Here is a 21,220-nt window from a genome sequence, read left to right on the forward strand (position 1 = left end):
TTATAAAATTAGGACCGCGGTTGAGCGAGACATTAATCACATCAAAGAAAACCTTTGCCTTGCTGGACGCAGAACTCAAAACGAAAAAACTCTTCATGCTGATCTGATACTTGCTGGAATAACTCAGCTTGTAACTGTCATTTTGGCTGATAAAATTAACCACCATGAATTTGTCCGTAGCCTGAAACCTTTAATCGCTTAGGACTTACCAACTTCATAAGTCAGGCTTATTTAGTGCGCCTAAAATTATCTTTCAAAAGTAATTCCGCGCCTATGCGCGAAATATCCGATTTTATAATCAAGATTGCGGACGAGCATCAGCGAGTTTCGCAATTACCTAAAAAACTTGTTAGTTTGAATAAACTTTATCAAATTAATTATAGGTTTTTATCAGAGATTTGTCATGAAATTTCAGCATTTTGCTTAAATTTTCATTAAATTTTCATAAATGTAGGATTAGTACTTTCCGTCGTTTGGTAATCCCTTAACAGCCTTAACAACGCGGCTTGTTCCAAGACGGCTAGCGCCAAGGTCGATGAACTTCTGTGCATCGTCAAGTGAAGCAATACCACCAGCAGCCTTGATAAGCTTGCCGTTTGTCATGTGGTCAGCCATAAGCTTGATGTCTTCGAATGTAGCTCCGCCTGTAGAGAAGCCTGTTGATGTCTTGATATAATCTGCATCAGACTTTGAAACAACTTCGCACATCTTGATCTTTTCTTCGTCTGTAAGTAAGCAGCACTCGATGATTACCTTAAGAAGCTTACCCTTGCAAGCAGCCTTGATTGCATTGATTTCAGCAAGAACATCATCGTAACGTCCTTCCTTTACCCAACCAACGTTGATAACCATATCTACTTCCTCAGCACCGTTATCTACAGCATCTGATGCCATGAAGCACTTTGAAGCTGTTGTAGCATAACCGTTAGGGAAGCCGATTACTGTACAGATTGGAAGGTGTCCGCCCTGCTCCTTAACGTACTCAGCAGCCTGCTTTACAAAGCTAGCTGGAATACAAACTGAAGCAGTTTCGTACTTCATTCCGTCATCTACAATCCCCTTAATGTCATTCCATGTTGCGTCAACACCAAGTAATGTGTGATCGCACTTGCTTAAAATGTTCTTAATATCCATAGTTTCCTCCTATTTCATAGAAGCAAGGCGTGCCTCAACCTGAGCCATCATTGCTTCATATTTTGCTAACTTCTCACGCTCTTCAGCAACCTTTGCTTCTGGTGCCTTGCTCATGAACTTTTCATTTGAAAGCATACCGCGTGATCTTGCAAGCTCTTTTTCAAGCTTTTCTTTTTCTTTTGTGAGACGCTCTTTTTCCTTCTCGAAGTCTACAAGGTCTTCAAGTGGAACGAAAAGTGTTGCGTCTGGTATAACCGCAGAAACAGCGTCATCTGAGATGCCAGCCTTATCTGCCTGGATGAATACTTCTGTTGCACCAGCAAGAGTCTTGAAGATTGGTGTAATCTCATCAAATGTTGCTCTTACATCTGCAGCATCAGCTACGATGTGGATAGCTGCCTTCTTTGAAGGTGGAACATCCATATCTGTACGAAGCTGTCTCATGCCACGGACTACGTCCTTAGCACGCAGGGCCTTTGCTTCTTCAACTGGGAAGTTCATTGCCTCATCGTATTCAGGCCAAGCTGAAAGCATGATTGTTTCCTCTTCGCTCTGAAGTGTGCAGAAGATTTCTTCTGTGATGAATGGCATGAATGGGTGGAGCATCTTAAGGGCATTTGTAAGTGCAAACTTAGCTGTCCAAAGTGCTGCATTCTTGCTAGCTGTATATTCCTCTGAGTACATTCTTGGCTTTACAATTTCGATGTACCAGTCACAGAACTCATCCCATATGAAATCATAAACCTTCTGAACTGCAATACCAAGCTCGTACTTATCCATGTTCTCAGTAACATCCTTTGCAAGGCTGTTTACCTTAGAGATAATCCACTTATCTTCTGTTGCAAGGTCTGCATCAGATGGCTTTGTAACCTCATTATCAGCAAGGTTCATCATGATGAAACGTGAAGCGTTCCATACCTTGTTTGCAAAGTTACGGCTGTTTTCAACACGCTCGTTGTAGAAACGCATATCGTTACCAGGTGCATTACCTGTGATAAGTGTAAGACGAAGTGCATCAGCGCCGTAGTTATCAATAATCTCAAGTGGATCGATACCATTTCCTAACGACTTAGACATCTTACGTCCCTGTGAATCACGTACAAGGCCGTGGATGAGTACTGTGTGGAATGGCGACTTTCCTGTGTGAGCGTAGCCTGAGAATACCATTCTGATTACCCAGAAGAAGATGATATCGTATCCAGTAACAAGTACGTCTGTTGGATAGAAATAATCAAGCTCCTCTGTGTTATTTGGCCAACCAAGTGTTGAGAATGGCCAAAGTGCTGATGAGAACCATGTATCAAGTGTATCCTCATCCTGCTTCATGTGAGTGTGTCCGCACTTAGGGCAAACTGTTGGAGCGTCTTCTGACTTAGCAACAACTGTCTCACCACACTTCTCGCAGTAGTATGCTGGGATTCTGTGTCCCCACCATAACTGACGTGAAATACACCAGTCACGGATGTTCTCAAGCCAGTGTAAATATGTCTTGTCGTAGTTCTTAGGAACGAACTGAAGCTCGCCTGTCTTGATAGCTTCGATAGCAGGCTTTGCAAGCTCTTCCATTGCAACGAACCACTGTGGCTTAACCATAGGCTCTACAGTAGTCTTACATCTATCATGTGTTCCTACATTATGTGTATGCTCTTCAATCTTAACAAGAAGACCCATCTCATCCATCTTCTGAACAATGAGCTTACGAGCCTCGTATCTATCCATACCCTCGAACTCGCCACCGTTTGCATTAATAGTAGCATCATCGTTAAGGATATTGATTACAGGAAGGTTATGTCTCTTACCTACCTCGAAATCGTTAGGGTCGTGTGCTGGAGTAATCTTAACAACACCAGTACCGAATTCCATATCAACATATTCATCAGCAACAACTGGAATCTCACGATTAACGAATGGAAGCATTACAGTCTTACCAATGATATCCTGGTATCTTTCATCCTTAGGGTTTACAGCGACAGCTGAATCACCAAGCATTGTCTCTGGACGTGTTGTTGCGAATGTTACGAATCGACCTGGCTCGCCTACGATTTCGTACTTCATGTGCCAGAAATGTCCTGCCTGCTCCTCATGCTCTACCTCAGCATCTGAAATAGATGTCTGGCAAACTGGACACCAGTTGATGATACGGTTTCCCTTATAAATGTAGCCTTCGTTGAAAAGCTTAACGAATACTTCTTCTACAGCCTTTGAGCAGCCTTCATCCATTGTGAATCTTTCGCGCTCCCAGTCAGCAGATGAACCCATCTTCTTAAGCTGGTTGATGATACGTGTTCCGTACTCATCCTTCCACTCCCAGCACTTTTCAAGGAAGCCTTCACGTCCAAGGCTATCCTTTTCGATGCCCTGCTTCTTGAGGTGTTCGATAACCTTTACCTCTGTAGCGATAGCTGCATGGTCTGTACCTGGCTGCCAAAGAGCTGAGTAGCCCTGCATTCTCTTATATCTGATAAGGATATCCTGCATTGTATTATCTAGTGCATGTCCCATGTGAAGCTGACCTGTAATATTTGGAGGTGGCATCACAATAGTAAATGGCTTCTTGCTGCGGTCTACCTCAGCATGGAAATAGCCATTCTCCTCCCACTTCTTATAGAGTCTGTCTTCAAGACCCTTAGGATCATAAGTCTTTGCTAATTCTTTCATCCTCATTTCCTTTCTAGTTACTACGGCGCGCCCTAGTTTTTCATGCTCCCGCAAGCCATCTCCCATTGGCCTGCAACAGAAACTCCCCGCCGGTGTGGGTCCCCTCTGTTGCAAGCCATGGGGCCCTCTTGCTCACGCTTGCCAAGATTAACAACGCGCCTTACTTTTCGAAATAATAAAAAAAGCCCCATGTGTCGGTAAATTCGACACACAGGGCGCCATATTCGATACGGTCGCGTTACCACCTGCATTTATATCTCATCTTATTCCTTACGGGAACGACTCGGATGGTTTGTACATCTGCATGGCTATCACCAGGATGCTTTGTTCACCATCTGCTCCGAAGCTACCTTCGTCAGCTCTGCTCCTAGGTCACCTTTCAGCCGGTGAGCAACCCTCTCTATAGGACGACACTGATTACTCCTCTTCATCATCGCATTTAACTTTTCTTATAATAGAAAAATTCCTCCGGAATGTCAAGGTCTCGCCAGCGTATCTAATGATACTTTCACAGCCTTAAGCTGGTCTTGCGGGAGCTTGCTATCACTGCATTTAGTGAAAATCTGTATTTGGTATATCCTGTGTGAATTTCTTTAAATATATACTTGATTTCGCGGAAAATCAGCCTGTTTCCAGAAAAAAAGTATAAGGAAGCTACAAAAAATCAATTTCAAAGCCTTTTTTAGGGTGAATCAGACATTTTTATCTCTGTTTTGGTATATATAGAAGCATCTTCACACAATATATACCATTTTTGAAATCGGCCTACTTTTTTTGCTGATTTTTAGTATATATTTTTAAGTCTTCACACAGCATATACTTTTTTCTGAAAAGGCCTTATTTTTAGCCTATCTCCCATGAGTCCCAGCTGCGGGAGTAACTGGGCAAATTGCGTAACGTTATAAATCAACAGCTAAAATAAAATAAATTTATACTTGTAATTATTTTATCAGTGTGATATATTACCACACGAATCGTTTAAATCTTTTTTTGACATTCGTCAAGAAATTCCATTTTTAATATGTACTAAAGACTTGCAAGGGGAACGCAAATCTCTGGTAAAAAAAACATGAAAGGAGAAATTGTATATAGACGAAGATAAACAAATACAAAAACTATTAACAACATTAAAAAAACTAAATAAAGTTTATAACTCTTTACCAGAGGGGCATATTTCCATCAGCCACGCAGGAGATAATTACAAGTGGTTTCATTCTACCGAAGGTGGCACTAAATATCTAAAGAAGTGCGAGGTGAAGCTTGCGAAAAAGCTTGCAATTAAGAAGTATCTGAAACTGAAGATTGCTGTTATTAAAGCTGAGATAAGAGATTTATCAAAGTCTCCTTCCATTACAAATAAATCGAGGGAGAAGCTGCATCAGCTTTTGTCAGACCCGGCATATCTAGAATTATTATCAGACTTCCTGTCTCAAAATACATTAGAAGCTGCGTATTGGATGAAAGCAGATTACCCAAAGAATCAAAAGCATCCTGAATCACTTGTGCATCCAACAGTTGGAGGAATTATGGTTAGATCGAAATCGGAATCCATGATTGCCATGGCTCTAGCTGAAAACAATATTCCATTTCGCTATGAAAATCTATTAACAATAGGAAATATCACTATTGCACCTGATTTCACATTACTTCATCCGGTTACCAAAGAACTATATTATTGGGAGCATTTTGGGATGATTGATAATGAAAATTATTATGAAAGCTTTGCTTCGAAAATCCAAACCTATGCAAAGGCAAATATTATTCTTGGAGATAATCTAATCGCTTCTTTCGAAACCTCGGAAAATCCCCTGAGCTATAACACTATAAACAACATTTTAAAACAGTATTTTTATTAAAGGAGAACTATTTATATGAGAAATAAAAAGCGCCTGACACAGGAGGAGTCTACCCTTTTGCAGGAAATTATTAGCACCTACAGATACCCTGACGGGACCTTGAATGGCATTGCAGTATTTATTTCAACCCTTGCTTTGGTGCTGCTTTTGATATTCGGGCATTTCACAATCAAAGGCATTAAAAATATTGCAGGGCTTAACAAGGTGTCTGCCTCGGAGCTGACATTGGCTGAGATTGAAGACTACATTACTGATTCCTATTTGGACGCGATTTCGGAATACACACATGGCAGCATGGATAAAGAAGCCGCCAGAAGAAAAATCCTGAAGCATCTGTCAGAGACAATTAATTCATCAGAGGCCTTCACTACCACACAAAAGGAGCAGCTGATGGAAGAAATTGCCAACTACATTTCAAATATGGATATTGATGTGTTGCTGACAGATTCTACAGCTATCAAGGAAATCAATGTGAAGCTTGATAAATACATTCAGGAAAACGCTGCTTCTCTTGAGCTGCTTAAAGCTACCCTGGAGCAGGAAATCAAGAACACTAACGTATATACGGATGAGCAGATTGCTGTGCTTAGGGATTTGCTGGATAAGCTGACTGTCCTTGAGCTTTCACACTATAACAGGGTTAACCAGATGATTGATGACGCAAATAGAAGGATTGATGCCTTGGATAAGAAAACTACTGATAGTATTAAAAAGCTAGATAAAAAGACTACAGACAACATAAATGAATTGGATAAGAAAAGCACCGACAGCATCAATGAGCTAGACAAGAAAAGTACCGACAGCATCAATGATCTGGACAAGAAAAGTACCGACAGCATTAAAAGTCTGGACGAGAAAAGCTCAAAAAATCTACAGCTTACAAAGGAGGCTTTGATTGAGCTTATCAACAATAACAAATCACTTACAGATGAGCAGTGCGCGCTGTTGCTTAAGCTGATTAATGATAACGCCAACTCTAACTCCGCCGAGCTTGAAAAGCTAAAGGAGCGAATTCAGTTTTTGGAGAAAAAATCGAAGGCATCTGATGCTCCTACGAAGCAGGAAAATGCTGATGGAACTGATTTTGATTTTGCCTATAAAAATGGAGTTTACGGATATTGGGTTGAGGATGTGTTCTATCCATTCTAGCCTAGATTATTTATGAAAGGACGTAATGATATGAAGATTAGGAAAGTAATTACTTTTATTGCAACTATGACTGCGCTGCTTTTGAACGCTTCTATGCCACAGGTTAAGGCGGCAGAGCTTGAGATGATAAATGAGCATACGGAGGAAGCTGAAAACGAAGCAGCCTGGGATGAGGCTTCCAAGGATGAAACAGTTGAAGCTGTGGACGCTGAAGCTGAACTAGAGGATGCTAAACCAGAGGATGCTGAAACAGAGAATGCTGAACCAACGGATTCTGAAACAGAGGACTCCGAATTAGAAACAGATGAAGAGAAAGCCGACCTAGACAGCGAAGATGAACTTGAAGAAAAGGAACTTGAACATGACGAGGAGGAAGATGAATTCACATTCTCCAGCCTAACCCTAACCACATACCAGATGGTAGGTTTATTTGATGATGATGGCAATTATTATGAAGACTATATCCTCATAGGCTCCACTGATGTGTGTGACGAGCAGACCTCTTGTCAGCAGCTATTAGATTCGGCACTGGAATGTAATGACAGCAAAAATGATATAGAAGAATATCTCAAAGAGCATATTTCACTTCCAGAGGAATGTCCCGAGACGTACAACATCGTCATTTATTTTGACATAAATGAAAACATTGAAGAAGCAAGAGCATATCAATCCCGCAATGATTAAAAGGAAGTATAGATGTTTAGAAAAATAAATTTAAAAGCAATACGAAAAAGGATACTTGCCGCCACGATTATTGTAGCAAGCGTCGTAGGCATACTGCAGCCTATCACTGTCACTGCTGCGGAAAGCGCTGTAACTACCACAGCTGCCGGCTTTAGTGAAAACTTTATTCCCACTAGAAGCTTCTACCCTAGCTATCTTTCCAAGAATGCATCGCAAAAAAGCACTACCGTAAAAAAAATCTGGGAGCGACTTTTTTATGAAGAATGGAAAAATCCTAACTGGTCGAAGGCCCAAAGCAAGGGCGGCTACTATGTGAATGAAACCACTGATTATCATTCCTTAGGAGAAGGTCCCAAAAGCTTTGAAGGGAAAAATTTTGCAAAGGATTCCAAGGATTTTGATGCCTTCCTAGGACAGTCATTAATTTCGAATAAAGAATTTTTAGGAGAGCTTGTGGGGCTACCTGGTTACGCCCCAATAGAATCGAAGCTTCATCCCAATGAGACAACGAATATACAAAACCTTATGAAGAATATCGTATATACGAAGCTCACAAATCCTGAGACCTATCAGTATTTTGCCAAAGCCATGGCAGAGCTTACTGCGGATGGAGCCTACATTGGTGTAAACACAGTAGATAAAGCAGGCCATGTGGTTAAAGGAAGTAATAACCTTTTAAAGGATGTAAGCTACAACGGCCAGCCCTTCGACATTTGGATGCTATCCTGCCTGGCTTTCCTGTATGAAGGGGACGGTTCGGAAACCTATCTGAATGATGCGCAGGTGGCTTGGCTGAAATCTTATCAGCGATACCTATATGATGATTATGTAGATAATGAGGCTAATTCGCTGGCAAAAAAATATCCTTCGATTTATGAATTGATTGCACGTAGTACTGATGCTTCCAACAATTATCGTGGATACGGCCAGGAATTTTTCAACTATGTTGTGGATAGCAAGCAAGGTGGTGGCGCCTGGCTTAATCAAAATACAAACATCAATGTAGCCAAGCTTGAACAGGTGGATAATCTGGCGGAAATGTTTAAATTTGCCATAGGCTGGTGCGGTGGATTTGAAAATGAAAACACCTGCCGCGACCACGCCAGCTGCATACATAAGATGACTGATTATGATAGATTTGCCATGGCTCTAAAAAACAATACCACTGCCCTTTACTATATAAATGCAAACGAAACTGTCAGTGCAACCTTCGGAAAGTCTATCAACGACCAAAACGGATATCAATATCGATATATGGTAAAGCACACCAGACCTTTAGATAATACTAATCCAAACAGCCTAAACATCCCCATGAATAATCTTATGATTTCAAAGGGAAACACAAGACAAACGGCTAAGTCATGGCATAGTTCTTTTCATGGTGAGGGTACTGGTGTTGCCGTGGCTTATGCACATCTTTTAACTACCCTGAATCTCAAGGATATTCTTCCAAGCGAAAGTAATCCAGATGGCGTGTCAAATCCACAATTCATCATCATAGGTATCTATGCTGAGGGTGAATACGCTTGTAAGATGACTAAGGACCCACCGACAAATGGAAATACGAATTCCCACTCTGTATCAAGAAAAAAAGATTTTAAGATAACATGTAGTGAAGGCATTGATCCTATAGGTGAGGTGAAGTTTAAAGATTATGAAACCCTAGGCGGTGTGCCAACCAAAAACAAGAAAAACGTAACCAAGTTCTATAAATTTGATGTTTCAGGACTTACTGATGTTTCAATGCTAGAAGCAGCAAAAATTCAGATTTCAGTTGGAGCAAGTTCTAGCGCAGATGCAACAAACGCTTCAGGCTCAAGCTCGCCTGAAGGAGCCACATACTATACCTATGCACGAGTAGATGCCATGCCTACAGTTTTTGTAGAAAGCCCGATAAATGATTGCGACATCAATGAGCATAGCTACAATGGAAGTATAAAATGGGGCGAGAACTACTCCACCGCTACCATCACCTATACTTGTAGAAAGGATAATACCTTAGATAAAAGTCATAACATGATTTTGACCTCACCGGTAATAACCCACGACACAATTGATGGAATCACCACTCATAAAGCCACAGGTGCTTATGGAGAAACCTATAGGATGGTGGTCAACAAAGATAATCGAAAGCCGATGGAGCCAGCGAAGGTAATCCTGAATGATTCTAATGCTTCGAATTACAAGGATAATGATTACAGCGCCACCGTGATTAATCCAATGGGTTCAGGTCCAAATGATATTCACTATGGCTACACCCACGCCTCGGTCAAGCTTCACAACGGCAGCCTGCACAAGGGCCACATCCCATTAGGGGTTAAGAAGATAGAAATCTACTATACTGCCTCTGAGGTCCTGGAGGAATTGATTTTTTATGTAAAATCGGGGAATGGAAAAACAATTGGATATGCCTATGTTACCTCCAATACTGGAAAGGTAACTATTAATCTATCAGATACTTCAGACAAAGCATTGACTGATAGCTATATTGATTTTGATGGAAGTGCTTACACCAAGCATGAGCTTAATGATTATTGGTGGAACGGACAACCTGCACCATCATCTGCAAAGTTGTCCGTTGATAAAATTCTTATGTATTTTTAAATCAAACCAAAATGCTTGAGGCCATTATAAATGCCATCCTCATCAAAGGCTGTGGTGACATAGTCTGCTGCAGCCTTTGCTCTGTCGGTGCCATTGCCCATGGCGATACCAACATGTGCCGCCTCCAGCATATCAAGATCATTTTCACTATCTCCAAAGGCGTAGGTGTTGGCTGGGTCGATACCTACCAGCTCACAAGCCTTTAGCATGCCCGTAGCCTTGTTGTGTCCTGCTGGAACCAGCTCGCACACTTCATCGTTATGGGCTATTATTGAATAATGCTTTGAAAGACGTTCAAAACATTCTATTCTTTTATCTGCCTCAACATCTGTGGCGCAGGACATTTTATTAATAACCCAATCACCATAATAATCGCCGCCGATTGTAACTAAATCTGAACCTAAATCACGGCGAAGTACATTGCCAAAATAATCATCATGGCCAAATTCGTCATCATCCATGTAGATTTTTTTAGGGCCTTCAAGGATTGGTCTAAAGCCATAATCTCTAATCATTTCGATAGTCTTTTTGGCGAATTCCTTGTCGATGACCTTTTCGTATAAAACATCTCCATTGATTTCCACGTGGCAACCGCAGGAGCAAACAATTCCATCAAAGCCTAAGCTAAGCAAATCCTTGTCCTGTATAAAGGATCTGGCTCTTCCACTACAAATGAAAGCTAGATGACCATTTTCTCTAAGCTTTTTAATGCCCTCTCTACAACTATCTGGAATATATTTTTCGTAATTCCAAAGTGTACCATCTATGTCAAAAAATACTGCTGACTTCATAAAACAAACTAATCCTTTTTTGTAATCATTCTAAAGAATGCAGACTCTAATCGTTCTGCCCTGGTAACAAATGAAACCTGAGTGTCACGTATCGTAATTACGGAGTGACCACTGATTTCATCAATCTCCTGCTCAACATAATTCATAGCGCTGTCCTGAAGACTGCGGTGCACTAGAATGTTGTGCTTTAAGAGTGTGTCGATTGTCTCTGTTTCCACTGTAGCATCGCTAAGCTCCAGATATGCTTCATCCACCTTTTTATCAACCAAAAATTCTTCAAGTTTATCCAGGCCCACAACAGAATCAAAGTGGTCTACATAATCATTATCAGCTTCCTTTGTCATTGCCACGCCTACGATTTCATAGTCGTTTTCGAAGGAACCTCTAAGAACTCTTTTGATTGTCTTTTGAGTTTGATTGCCATCGCAAACAATAATCAACTTTGGACAAAGCTGTGAGTGGAAGCGACTGAAACGGATAAAGCATTTTAAAGCGCTGCGCCCGATAATTATAAACATATAGCATACTGCAAAGGCTGCTGCATAAACACTTCGTGAGAAGTTTTGGGCAGTCTTGATAGTGTATAAAACTACGGTGAAGAAAGCCCATGTTACAAATACCTGAACCAAAATGCTTTGACATTCCTTGAAGAAGCTTCTTTTGATTACACCTGAAAGATTCTTACTGATAAGCAAGATAACCAAATAAACCGCAACTAAAACCACACCATAATCGAAGAACAATTCGCCATGGTGAACGGCGCTAAAATTGTAACGGAATCTAGTGACAAGCCAATATCCAAATATCAATGCTGCCAAATCTAAAACTATAAAATCCGCATGCTTCTTAATATAGAGTAAAGTTTTTTTCATCAACCTAATCTCCTTAAGGTTATACCCACAGCCTGAACCAGCAATTGTGGTGTGCTCTGGTAAAATTGTATTTTTTGTAAAAGCTCATTCTTTTAAGCTTGGATTTTTCTCCGATTTTGGAAAATCTAATTAGGATGTTTTTCTTATCCTTTGGGATGAAATCTGCCTTGGCGATTTCTCCCGCAAAAGCTCTTGCCTCATTTACAAAAGCTTTTTTCTTTTCAAGAAGGCTGCCATTTTTTAAATCAGATACATTTCGATTTCGTTTGTCGGAATCTGTTTCTGTGGTGGCGCCCATAGTATTATGCCCTGTCTGTCTGTAATATACAAGTGGTTCATCCAAAGCCAAGACCTCGCCCGTGATGGCTGCAATATCAAGCACAAAAGCATCGTGCATTGGTATATTTTCAAGGTTCAGCTTTGGTAATGCAGCTACAACTAAATCCCTAAGTGCCCTGTTAAAGCACATGGTACATCCTGCTGCAGGATTATCAATTAAAATCTGTGTATAGGAGGTGTTACCTGGCTCTCTTCCGATGTATCGTATAAACGAATCAGAAAGAACCTGCAAACCTTCATCTACAACCCACATATCTGTAAATACACATTTAGGTGCTTCCGCTGGGCCTAATGTCTTAAGCGACTTTTCGATTTTGGTAGATTCCCAAACATCGTCCTGGTCGCAGAAGAAATAAACATCGGCATCTACCTTACCAAGCATCCAAAGGAAATTAGCCTTGGCGCTGCCGCAAGGTTCGCCGAAAAGCAGCTCTAGCTTATCAGGATATTGGTCCCGATAATCATTTAAAATGGCCACAGTTTCATCTGTGGAGCCATCGTCATGAACTACTATTCTAAAATCTGAAAATGTCTGTTTAAGCAAGCTATCAAGCTGCTGTTTTAAGTATTCCTGCCCATTATAGGTGGCAAGTAAAACTGCAATATTTTTCATTATCTGTTAAAACCGTAACCCGTCCCCGTGTATTTTTTAAACTTAAGATTATCAATAAATAAACCAAGATTTGCAAGTGAGCAAGTTATCTTTCCAAGTGTAGAGCTGGCTCTAAACTGATTCTTGTAGGTAATCATTTCGTGCAAGGTGAAAATATCCTCCTGTTTGAAATAATCACACTCAGCCAACAAATCCAGAAAATCATAAACTGATGCATCAGTGATATTGGTATCCTTGGAAAGATTTGATTTGGTGTATCTGTGAGTATACAACGGCTGGTCCAAGTAATCAAATCTAACACCTGCTGCAAGAAGAAGCAGCCATAGATAATAATCATCGGCGCCGTTTTTCTGAACCAGATGCTCCTGCCAAAATTCAGGCACAATATCCTTTTTGATGAGACACTGGCCTGGTGATATTATCTGAATACCGATTCTAAGGTAGGTAGCTAAATCGCTAATCAAAGATTTGTGATAATCGTTTCTGTACCATAAAAGCTTTGAGCCATCGGACTGCTCTAGCAGGGCATTGCATACAAGCACCTTAGAGCTTTTGGCAATGGCGGCTGATAGCATCTGCACCAATGCATTACCCTCAAGCACATCGTCCTGGTCCAAAAACATTACATAATCTCCAGTGGCAACATTTAGACCAGTCACGCGGCTATAGTGTATGCCCTTATTTTCATCGTTGGTGACAACCTTTATGAAACTGTTTTCTTCGGATGGAACCTGAAGCTTTTTCCATGGGCTATCATTAACCAGGATGACCTCCAGACTATGGCCTGCCTGCTTAAGCTCCAATTCGTTAGATAGCATACTATCAATAAATCCATCCATGTATTTATCCCCTTCATAAAATGGGGTTATAACTGTAATTTTCATCTTATCTCCTTGAAAGGGCTTAATTAACAAAAAGCCCCGTAAAGATTATTATAACCTTTACGGGGGTGATTTGTCTATTTAGAGCCAGCACCTTTAAATACTACTGCTACTGTTCTGAACAAAATATTGATATCCAACCCAAGGGACCAGTTTCTGATGTACTGAGTATCAAGGGCTACAACGTCCTCGAAATCAGTGATGTTGCTACGACCTGAAACCTGCCACAAACCGGTAAGACCAGGTCGGCCTGCCAGACGTGCCTTGTGATGTAAATCGTATTGTTCGTATTCATTTTCTGTAGGTGGTCTGGTACCTACCAGAGACATATCTCCAATTAAAACATTCCAGAACTGTGGCAATTCGTCGATAGAATATTTACGAATGAAATGACCTGCTGGGAAAATTCTAGGATCATTTTCCATCTTGAACATAAGACCATTCATTTCGTTTTGAGCCATCAATTCTTTCTTTCGCTCTTCTGCATCTACATACATGCTTCGGAACTTATAAAACTTAAACTTACGGCCATTCTTGCCCACACGTGTCTGTGAAAAGAACACAGGACCTGGTGCCTGAATCTTGATGATAGGTGCAAGGAATATGAATGCAATAGCACAAAATACCAAGCCCACAAGACTGCCAAGAATATCAACTAAACGCTTTGCAAAGCTTTCGCGATTAGTAGCGATGTGCATACTAGTTGTCATGGTGATGTAATCACCATAGTATTCAATAGCACGATTCTTAAGTAAGTGATCAGTGTGGATGAGTGAAATGTGAACTGTGCATCCCAAATCTGCAAGACGCTCAGCCAAAAGCTCCTCACTGTATCTATTTTTACCATCGATGAAAACCTCATCGACAACGTGTGTACGGATGTATTCAAAAACCGAATCACAATCACCAACTACTGGGACGCCTTGTATCTTTTTACCTACCCAGTTTTTATCGATTACTGCACAACCAACTACCTTGTATTCCACGTAAGGATTGTTGGCAAGCTGTCCTAAGCAATGCTTAACTGTGCTTGAATCGGCTATAACAAGCATTGAAGATTTGTTAACATCCTCAAGCTTTCTATAGCGAATGATACGCTTGAACATGATTCTGAAGGCAAACATGATGAGAACCATCAGCGGTGCCCAGGTAAAAATCACTGCTCTTGAAATGTAGCTTGAATATCTGAACGCATATAGAAAAATAAGCAAGCCACACAAATTAACAAATGAATGAAGGGCTACTGCCCCTAATTCCTGATATTTATTACGATGTACAATACCTGTATATGGATCACGAAGTGAAGCATTTAAGATACTGATGAAAATAATCATCGTAAATAAGTTTGCATAGATGTATTTGTGTGGGAAATATGCATCTCCTATTATTACACTGTCATATCTAATGTAAATCGCAATTGCTAAAGCTAGTAATGCTGCCAATGTATCTAATGTTATAAAGTCCCAATGCTTCGCCCAAAATTTCTTTTTTCTTTTATACATTAGACCCCCTAGCTTAAAGCACTACACCATTTTTTTCCAATAACTCTCTTGCACTATCAACTGAATCTACACCGTGAAGATTCTTGATTGGTGCGAACTCATAATTTCTGTCTACCTCAAATGCTAAATTGTTATCCATCATGTGAATCATATCGAGAACAAGTAACTCGAACTTGTAGCCGTTAGGCTCTGTAGGAGATACTTTATTTCCGGCTGCATCTACATAAGGAATCTTCTTTTCAACAATGTGAACTACCATGTTGTTATCTACGATTTCATCAAGCTTTTCAACTGAGAATAAGTAGTTAAGGATAACACCATATTTGTATAGTAAGCTGCCATCAGCTGCCCTTGCTTCTGACATCTCCTTTGACATTTCGTAGTATTCTACGATGCCAGGCTTGCCATCCTCGAGGCAAAGAAGTCCCATCTTTTCAGCTGGCTCAACCTTACGTACGACCTTGGAACCTGAAACATAATTTCCAAGGATAGTTGCGCCTACGAATAATGGATCTGCGATACGCTGAAGAACATTATCAACAGCGAATACATTAAGCCACTTAACACCTCTAGCCTGGATGTCGCTCTTAAGGCCTGCCTTAAGTAAAGATGCATACCAGCCACCGTTTCCGTTTGGTGATGTAGCAAGGCGTCCCTCTTCCTCAAGAAGAAGCTTGCCGTCATAATCAACAGCACATGCCATATCCTGAATAAAGAATTTTACATATTCCGAATTGTATCCGAAATAATCATGTTCTGCGAAGAAATCTCTAGTAGCCTTATCGTTCTTTTCGCTTGTCATGATGTAGAGAGGTACGAAAGCATCGGCTTTCTTAACAACCTCAAGAAGATTGTTGATAAGGCACTCGAAGATATATAAATCATGTGTCTGACCAACATTGTAGCAACCCTTTGGTAGATCAAAACCAAGACGTGTTCCCATTCCACCAGCAAGTAAGATAGCACCAACCTCACCCTTTTTGATTGCCTCAAGACCTGCTGCCTCGAACTCATCCTTTCTGGCTGCGATTTCTGAAAGCTCGATTGCAGGTGGTACTGCAAACTCTCCCCTAGCTGATGCAGAATCGTTACCGATAAGCTCGAAATCAGCCCAATTGATATTATCAATCTGAGCTAAAAATGATTCTTTCTGAGCTTCTGAAAGATTATCAAAGCCACGCATAACATGACCCTGTCCGCGACTTTCGAGAAGTTCAATTGCTTGTTCTTTTGTCATATAACTTTCTCCCTTTCCGTTTAATCCCAAAAGTGGATTTCACGCATTTTTCACAGTGTATATAATATACAACAATTTTTGCAAAAAATGTGCATAAAAATACTTAATTTTTTATATACTTTATCTGTATATAGTCACCCTTTAATCTTTGAGTATTTTTTACTAATTATATCCTTAATAACAGGGGCGTATTTTACTACCACGGCACATAATAATACATCTAAAGAAAATCTTATAACCCACACAAAAATAAAGGTTATTATGCCATTCACCTTTTCTCCAATCACATACCATGGAACTGATATGTACTCAAATGAATGTACGCACAAAAAATACAAGGAATATCTTCCTAACGTTCTGATTTTATTAGAAATAGAACCAGTGAAAAAATGATTTAATAGCAAAAATATTTTCATAAAAACCACCGGCGCTACAATAAATAGTGACATTGAGAGTAGTAGCAATGGAAATCTCAAACCAGGAAGTAAAATAAAGCCAACCATAATGGCAATTAAAAATACCGTAAAGAGGATTTTAAAAGCCCTACTCCATTCTGAGGTAAATAATTTATGCTTTTTGCAATAGTAACCTATGTACAAATACATAAGTGCAAACATACCTCTGCCCACTCCAAAAACACTTATTTTAATATAGCTAAGGAAAACACCAACAATGCTAATTAGCAATACTATAATAATATGCCACTTTTCTGGTGCATAGCTAAGGATGAAATCCAATATCATCCATCCCCAAAACAGTGCCAATAAATACCACATTGGCCCGCAAGAAAACAATTGCACACCCTTAATAACAATGGTATCTGAAAGACCTAAGACCAATCCTGCAAATACTTTTAAAGTTTCTACAACAGCCACTCTTTTAGAATGCCATACAAACCAACGTATTACTGCGTGCCCAATACATATAAAGAAAGCCGTTATTGCATAAGGTAACAGTATAAGCTTGGCTTGTTGTTCAAATGCTTTCTTAACAGGCTTCTTTCTAAATCCATAACCGCTAGAGATGAACAAGGCGACCATAACTATACCTAATATCTGTAGGGCTGTTCCATCTCTTGACACACCTAAATCCTGAATGGTGTGCTCAAACACTACAAGCATCATTGTGACACCCTTTAAAAGGTCAAACATGCCTGCTGTGTTTTTAATTTGTATCTTTTCCATAATTCAAAACCTTTATCTCCCCAATTAAAGTACTTTTACAATATCTCCTACTGTCTCAATCTCAAGTGTCTGTTGTTCAGTTATTTTTACACCGAATTTTCTAGAAACATTGTTCAAGATTGTCATTATCTCGAGTGACGATAAATCCAAATCATCAATTAAAGAACTATCTTCTTCGATTTCGTCTACAGGTATATCTGCAACCTCTTCAATTATTTTTGCTACTTCATCAAATTTTTCCATTTTTCTACCTCCTAATTTTTCCACTGGCTGTTTTTTCAAACTCTTTATTTTGAAACTCAACAACATGAATCTTTTTAAATATAGGCAACTCTTTATTTAAATCCGAAACATATTGTCGGATAGTTTCCTCATCGCTTTCTTTAGCAAACACTGCTGCAACTATTTTGTCCTCGCGTTCAAAAACCTTGCACTCTTTAATTAATTGATTTTTATACAAAAGATTCTCCAGCTCTTCAGGGCTAACATTTTCTCCCCCGGACAGAATGATAAGATTTTTCTTGCGCCCTGTGATATAAAGATATCCATCCTCATCAATATATCCCAAGTCTCCAGTATGAATCATTCCATCGATTATCGTATTTGCGGTTTCCGATGGATTGTTGTAATATCCCTTCATACAATTCCAGCTTGAAACACAAATCTCATCATCTATTATTTTAATAACAGCATCATTTGTTTTCTGTCCTACCGATACGACTTTATCGGCCACATTACTATTGTAGGTAACATCTCCAAATGTTTCTGTCATTCCATAAAATTGACAGTAATCTATGCCATTTTCCAGAAAGAAATCAATGATTTCTCTATCCATTGGTGCGCCTGTTGTACCAACAGCTTTAACACCTCCAAGCTTTTCAACGCCACCTCTTTTAAGGCGCTTCTTCCACAGCTTCATTGTGGCAGGCGATACAAAGGCAAAATCTATTTTTATCTCCTGTAATTCATTTAGCATGTTTCCAACGTCTTCATTGATGTAGGTCATACAGCCTCTATTACACCAGCTGAGCCAGCTGCACAAGCCTGCCGCATGATACAATGGAAATACCAGATATGTAGTTAACAAATCATCCTTGGTTTCATCACCTACAAATTCCTTTGGAAGAATGTTACGTTTTCTTCCGAAGAGATTTTTAAGAGTAAGCATTACTCCCTTGGGCTTGCCAGTAGTGCCTGATGTATAGATAATCATCGAAAGACGATTTTCGTCATCTAAATCAAAACTGTATTCCCCTTCCTTTTCATTCTTAAAGCTACAAAAATCTTTAAAGGATTCCTGACTAATCACATAGTCAATCTCTGCATCAACCAATATCTCTTCAATCACTTCATTTGACTCACGAACATTTATAGGAACTACTACAGCTTTTCCGAGAATAAGTGCTGCTAATAAAACAAGATATTCATAGCAATTATTTCCCTTTATCGCTACATGCTTGCCTTCAATATTTCCGTAACTTTTCTGCAAATTAGAAAGCGCTTCCACGATATTAGCGTAATACTGTGTATAAGTGATTTCATGTAAAATATCGTCCCTAAAATATCTGTATGCAATTCTTCCATGATATGATTTTATATTCTCAAAAAAATCGTACATTTATTTCTCCGTTTTAGAATTAATAAATTCCACCACTTTATTTTTAATAGTCACAAAACCAAAGCAGATTATCAGATCTGTTGTGGCTCTAACTAAATACAGCAATATACATCCTACAGTTACATTACCAGTCCATTTGTCTGCGAAATAATAATATGGGAATCCCATCATCTCTATGGTATGAACACATAAAACATATATGGATAATCTACCTATTTTTCTGATAAATGATGTGATTACTCCTGAGAATCTATTAAGCTGCAAAAAAGCATAAATCATAATTAGTCCCATGTAGCCATTTAAGAGAATGGTGATTATACCAAAGGGATACACATTATCTGCCATGCCATCCATATATCCGATGTAACGCATAAAGGCATTTGGAAGAATAATCAAAAATAACAATGCCAGCTTTGCCTTTGTACCTAAGCCGCCTGTAAACCATTTTTTCTTTTTGGCATGATATCCAAGGCATATATAGAATGCACAAACAGCTCCTTGGGAAATACACCATGGAACAGTATTTCCAAGGCTAAGCAACCAGCCCACAAAAGCTACACCGATTGATGCATACCATAAAAATTCATCTGGCACATAAGTAAGCAATATATTGAAAATAATTAATCCCCAAAATAATGAGAGTACAAACCATATGGGCCCGCATGAAAAAATCTTTACATCAAAGTAGTAGCTGGTCTTTGAAAGTCCTAGTAAAAATCCACCTGCGATTCTACAGGTTTCCTTTATAGAACCAGGCAGATAATGATACAGTGTATAGTGCGTACACAAATGAAGCATCGCCGTTAGCACAGCTGTTATGACATAAGGAATAAGCAGTGTGTTTGCCTGCTTTTTGATATTTTTACCTATACCCATCTTTCGCATTCCATAGCCACTAACGATAAAGAATGCGGGCATCAAAGAATGAGCAAAAATACTATAAATAGTTAACCCCAAATGTGGTAGTAGATGCATTTTTATCATTGCATCTAAATCAGCCTGATAGGTATTCTTAAAAATAAAGGAATTTGGAAACAGCGCGTATGTATGAACATATATAACCATCAGCATAGTTACGCCCTTTATAAGGTCAAACATCCCTGCTGTATTTTTTATTTTAAATGTCTTCTCATTCATATTATTCTCCGTAATTAACATCTAGCGAAATATTAATTTAAATACCGCTGGCGAAATCATAAACAATTCATATTTGAATTTCTGCCTTGTGGTAACTATTTCGCTATATTTATCCAGAACATTTCTCATTTTTGATTTGATAGTATTATGATGATGTTCTTCCATCTTGAAGTAATAATCTGCCAGCTTGTACAAGGTATTTCTCAATGTAATTTTGGCAAATCCTATATCATTATTTTCAAGTGAAACATCAATCCTATCAGCAAATGCATCTATAGCATCTAAATGAGCTATGTTATATTCATTTTCTTTTCCTGTAATCCCTGAAGAATTCATTCTATAAACATATTCTTCAAGTGGAACGTAAACCATTTTTTCGATACTGAAGATTAGCTTATTAATCATAAACTCATCCTCGTGAAGTCTGCCTTCTTCGAATCTGTTGTTGTCGAAAAGCTCTTTTTTATAGAGCTTGTTCCATGACACTACCATCAATGCATATTCTCTTGAAATCAGATTATCAAGCCACCGCCTGCATTCTGCTGCATCCAGGATGCGGTTTGATGTAATAGGTGACACAAGCACCGGCCATCTGGAGGTAACAACATCGCAAAAGGCCACCTCAGCACCAGTATCTTCAATGGCATCTACCATGCATTTGACATAGTCTTCCTGAACAAAATCATCAGAATCCACAAAACAAATATATTCACCTGCTGCATGGTTTAAGCCAGTGTTTCTTGCGGCAGATAAGCCACCATTGGCCTGATGAATCACTTTTATTCTAGTATCCACCGTAGCCCATTTATCGCAAAGCATGGCGCTGCTATCAGTAGATCCATCATCCACCAGTATTATCTCTATATTTGAATAGCTTTGTTTTATCAACGATTCTACGCAAACATCTATAAAGTTTTCCACATTAAAAACCGGTACAATAACCGAAACCAACTTTTCCATA

At 39.4% G+C, this 21,220-nt stretch carries 17 protein-coding genes and 1 pseudogene; 5 read left to right on the forward strand and 13 right to left on the reverse strand.

Going from position 1 to position 21,220, the window contains the following annotated elements:
- A pseudogene (locus tag BM097_RS16540) lies at positions 1 to 202 on the forward strand (ISNCY family transposase); the annotation flags it as partial.
- Between the two features lie 254 nt (positions 203 to 456).
- On the opposite strand, the gene deoC reads toward BM097_RS16540, so the two are convergent.
- Complete coding sequence (deoC, locus tag BM097_RS12865; RefSeq protein ID WP_090550738.1) at positions 457 to 1,134, reverse strand: deoxyribose-phosphate aldolase; 678 nt, start codon at positions 1,132 to 1,134, stop codon at positions 457 to 459.
- A gap of 9 nt (positions 1,135 to 1,143) precedes the next feature.
- A complete protein-coding gene (locus tag BM097_RS12870) occupies positions 1,144 to 3,792 on the reverse strand; it encodes a valine--tRNA ligase (protein WP_090550742.1) in 2,649 nt (882 codons plus the stop codon).
- A 1,082-nt stretch (positions 3,793 to 4,874) separates the two neighbouring features.
- Here BM097_RS12870 and BM097_RS12875 point away from each other — a divergent pair.
- From BM097_RS12875 to BM097_RS12890, 4 genes are read left to right on the forward strand one after another with little or no spacing between them, the layout of a single operon-like run.
- A complete protein-coding gene (locus tag BM097_RS12875; RefSeq protein ID WP_090550748.1) occupies positions 4,875 to 5,648 on the forward strand; it encodes a hypothetical protein in 774 nt (257 codons plus the stop codon).
- A 15-nt stretch (positions 5,649 to 5,663) separates the two neighbouring features.
- Positions 5,664 to 6,797 carry a hypothetical protein gene (locus BM097_RS12880; RefSeq protein WP_090550754.1) on the forward strand — a complete coding sequence of 378 codons (1,134 nt, stop codon included), beginning with the start codon at positions 5,664 to 5,666 and terminating at the stop codon, positions 6,795 to 6,797.
- 30 nt (positions 6,798 to 6,827) lie between these two features.
- Positions 6,828 to 7,481, forward strand: a complete 654-nt coding sequence (locus BM097_RS12885) for a hypothetical protein (RefSeq protein ID WP_143084993.1) — start codon at positions 6,828 to 6,830, stop codon at positions 7,479 to 7,481.
- A 12-nt stretch (positions 7,482 to 7,493) separates the two neighbouring features.
- Positions 7,494 to 10,085 (forward strand): hypothetical protein, encoded by a 2,592-nt coding sequence (locus tag BM097_RS12890; RefSeq protein WP_090550763.1) that lies wholly within the window; start codon positions 7,494 to 7,496, stop codon positions 10,083 to 10,085.
- Here BM097_RS12890 and BM097_RS12895 read toward each other — a convergent pair.
- The 11 genes from BM097_RS12895 to BM097_RS12945 form a co-directional block, all read right to left on the reverse strand.
- The gene (locus BM097_RS12895; protein WP_090550767.1) at positions 10,082 to 10,876 is read right to left on the reverse strand and encodes a Cof-type HAD-IIB family hydrolase; all 795 of its coding nucleotides are present in this window, start codon (positions 10,874 to 10,876) and stop codon (positions 10,082 to 10,084) included. The genes BM097_RS12890 and BM097_RS12895 overlap by 4 nt on opposite strands.
- Positions 10,877 to 10,884: 8 nt before the next feature.
- Positions 10,885 to 11,748, reverse strand: a complete 864-nt coding sequence (locus BM097_RS12900; protein WP_090550771.1) for a hypothetical protein — start codon at positions 11,746 to 11,748, stop codon at positions 10,885 to 10,887.
- Between the two features lie 19 nt (positions 11,749 to 11,767).
- Positions 11,768 to 12,700 (reverse strand): glycosyltransferase family 2 protein, encoded by a 933-nt coding sequence (locus BM097_RS12905; RefSeq protein ID WP_090550775.1) that lies wholly within the window; start codon positions 12,698 to 12,700, stop codon positions 11,768 to 11,770.
- The gene (locus BM097_RS12910; protein ID WP_090550779.1) at positions 12,700 to 13,584 is read right to left on the reverse strand and encodes a glycosyltransferase family 2 protein; all 885 of its coding nucleotides are present in this window, start codon (positions 13,582 to 13,584) and stop codon (positions 12,700 to 12,702) included. The genes BM097_RS12905 and BM097_RS12910 overlap by 1 nt, the downstream gene beginning before the upstream one ends.
- A 74-nt stretch (positions 13,585 to 13,658) precedes the next feature.
- Positions 13,659 to 15,083, reverse strand: a complete 1,425-nt coding sequence (locus tag BM097_RS12915; protein WP_090550783.1) for a sugar transferase — start codon at positions 15,081 to 15,083, stop codon at positions 13,659 to 13,661.
- Between the two features lie 13 nt (positions 15,084 to 15,096).
- Positions 15,097 to 16,320: a UTP--glucose-1-phosphate uridylyltransferase gene (locus tag BM097_RS12920; protein ID WP_090550787.1), complete on the reverse strand. Its 1,224-nt coding sequence runs from the start codon at positions 16,318 to 16,320 to the stop codon at positions 15,097 to 15,099.
- A 134-nt stretch (positions 16,321 to 16,454) separates the two neighbouring features.
- Positions 16,455 to 17,504, reverse strand: a complete 1,050-nt coding sequence (locus BM097_RS12925; RefSeq protein ID WP_090550791.1) for an acyltransferase family protein — start codon at positions 17,502 to 17,504, stop codon at positions 16,455 to 16,457.
- A gap of 24 nt (positions 17,505 to 17,528) precedes the next feature.
- Complete coding sequence (locus tag BM097_RS12930) at positions 17,529 to 17,747, reverse strand: acyl carrier protein (RefSeq protein WP_177197465.1); 219 nt, start codon at positions 17,745 to 17,747, stop codon at positions 17,529 to 17,531.
- 4 nt (positions 17,748 to 17,751) lie between these two features.
- Positions 17,752 to 19,122 (reverse strand): class I adenylate-forming enzyme family protein, encoded by a 1,371-nt coding sequence (locus BM097_RS12935; protein ID WP_090550800.1) that lies wholly within the window; start codon positions 19,120 to 19,122, stop codon positions 17,752 to 17,754.
- Positions 19,123 to 20,259 (reverse strand): acyltransferase family protein, encoded by a 1,137-nt coding sequence (locus tag BM097_RS12940; protein ID WP_177197466.1) that lies wholly within the window; start codon positions 20,257 to 20,259, stop codon positions 19,123 to 19,125.
- Between the two features lie 21 nt (positions 20,260 to 20,280).
- Positions 20,281 to 21,219 carry a glycosyltransferase family 2 protein gene (locus BM097_RS12945; protein ID WP_090550807.1) on the reverse strand — a complete coding sequence of 313 codons (939 nt, stop codon included), beginning with the start codon at positions 21,217 to 21,219 and terminating at the stop codon, positions 20,281 to 20,283.
- Position 21,220: the final 1 nt, after the last annotated feature.

Source organism: Pseudobutyrivibrio sp. OR37, assembly GCF_900113655.1.
Lineage (GTDB): Bacteria > Bacillota > Clostridia > Lachnospirales > Lachnospiraceae > Pseudobutyrivibrio.

What these genes read in the sequence shown, in the direction of transcription:
- deoC (WP_090550738.1), bottom strand. Translation starts at nt 1,134, where the DNA reads ATGGATATTAAGAACATTTTAAGCAAGTGCGATCACACATTACTTGGT.
- BM097_RS12870 (WP_090550742.1), bottom strand. Translation starts at nt 3,792, where the DNA reads ATGAAAGAATTAGCAAAGACTTATGATCCTAAGGGTCTTGAAGACAGA.
- BM097_RS12880 (WP_090550754.1), top strand. Translation starts at nt 5,664, where the DNA reads ATGAGAAATAAAAAGCGCCTGACACAGGAGGAGTCTACCCTTTTGCAG.
- BM097_RS12885 (WP_143084993.1), top strand. Translation starts at nt 6,828, where the DNA reads ATGAAGATTAGGAAAGTAATTACTTTTATTGCAACTATGACTGCGCTG.
- BM097_RS12890 (WP_090550763.1), top strand. Translation starts at nt 7,494, where the DNA reads ATGTTTAGAAAAATAAATTTAAAAGCAATACGAAAAAGGATACTTGCC.
- BM097_RS12895 (WP_090550767.1), bottom strand. Translation starts at nt 10,876, where the DNA reads ATGAAGTCAGCAGTATTTTTTGACATAGATGGTACACTTTGGAATTAC.
- BM097_RS12900 (WP_090550771.1), bottom strand. Translation starts at nt 11,748, where the DNA reads ATGAAAAAAACTTTACTCTATATTAAGAAGCATGCGGATTTTATAGTT.
- BM097_RS12905 (WP_090550775.1), bottom strand. Translation starts at nt 12,700, where the DNA reads ATGAAAAATATTGCAGTTTTACTTGCCACCTATAATGGGCAGGAATAC.
- BM097_RS12910 (WP_090550779.1), bottom strand. Translation starts at nt 13,584, where the DNA reads ATGAAAATTACAGTTATAACCCCATTTTATGAAGGGGATAAATACATG.
- BM097_RS12915 (WP_090550783.1), bottom strand. Translation starts at nt 15,083, where the DNA reads ATGTATAAAAGAAAAAAGAAATTTTGGGCGAAGCATTGGGACTTTATA.
- BM097_RS12920 (WP_090550787.1), bottom strand. Translation starts at nt 16,320, where the DNA reads ATGACAAAAGAACAAGCAATTGAACTTCTCGAAAGTCGCGGACAGGGT.
- BM097_RS12925 (WP_090550791.1), bottom strand. Translation starts at nt 17,504, where the DNA reads ATGGAAAAGATACAAATTAAAAACACAGCAGGCATGTTTGACCTTTTA.
- BM097_RS12930 (WP_177197465.1), bottom strand. Translation starts at nt 17,747, where the DNA reads ATGGAAAAATTTGATGAAGTAGCAAAAATAATTGAAGAGGTTGCAGAT.
- BM097_RS12935 (WP_090550800.1), bottom strand. Translation starts at nt 19,122, where the DNA reads ATGTACGATTTTTTTGAGAATATAAAATCATATCATGGAAGAATTGCA.
- BM097_RS12940 (WP_177197466.1), bottom strand. Translation starts at nt 20,259, where the DNA reads ATGAATGAGAAGACATTTAAAATAAAAAATACAGCAGGGATGTTTGAC.
- BM097_RS12945 (WP_090550807.1), bottom strand. Translation starts at nt 21,219, where the DNA reads ATGGAAAAGTTGGTTTCGGTTATTGTACCGGTTTTTAATGTGGAAAAC.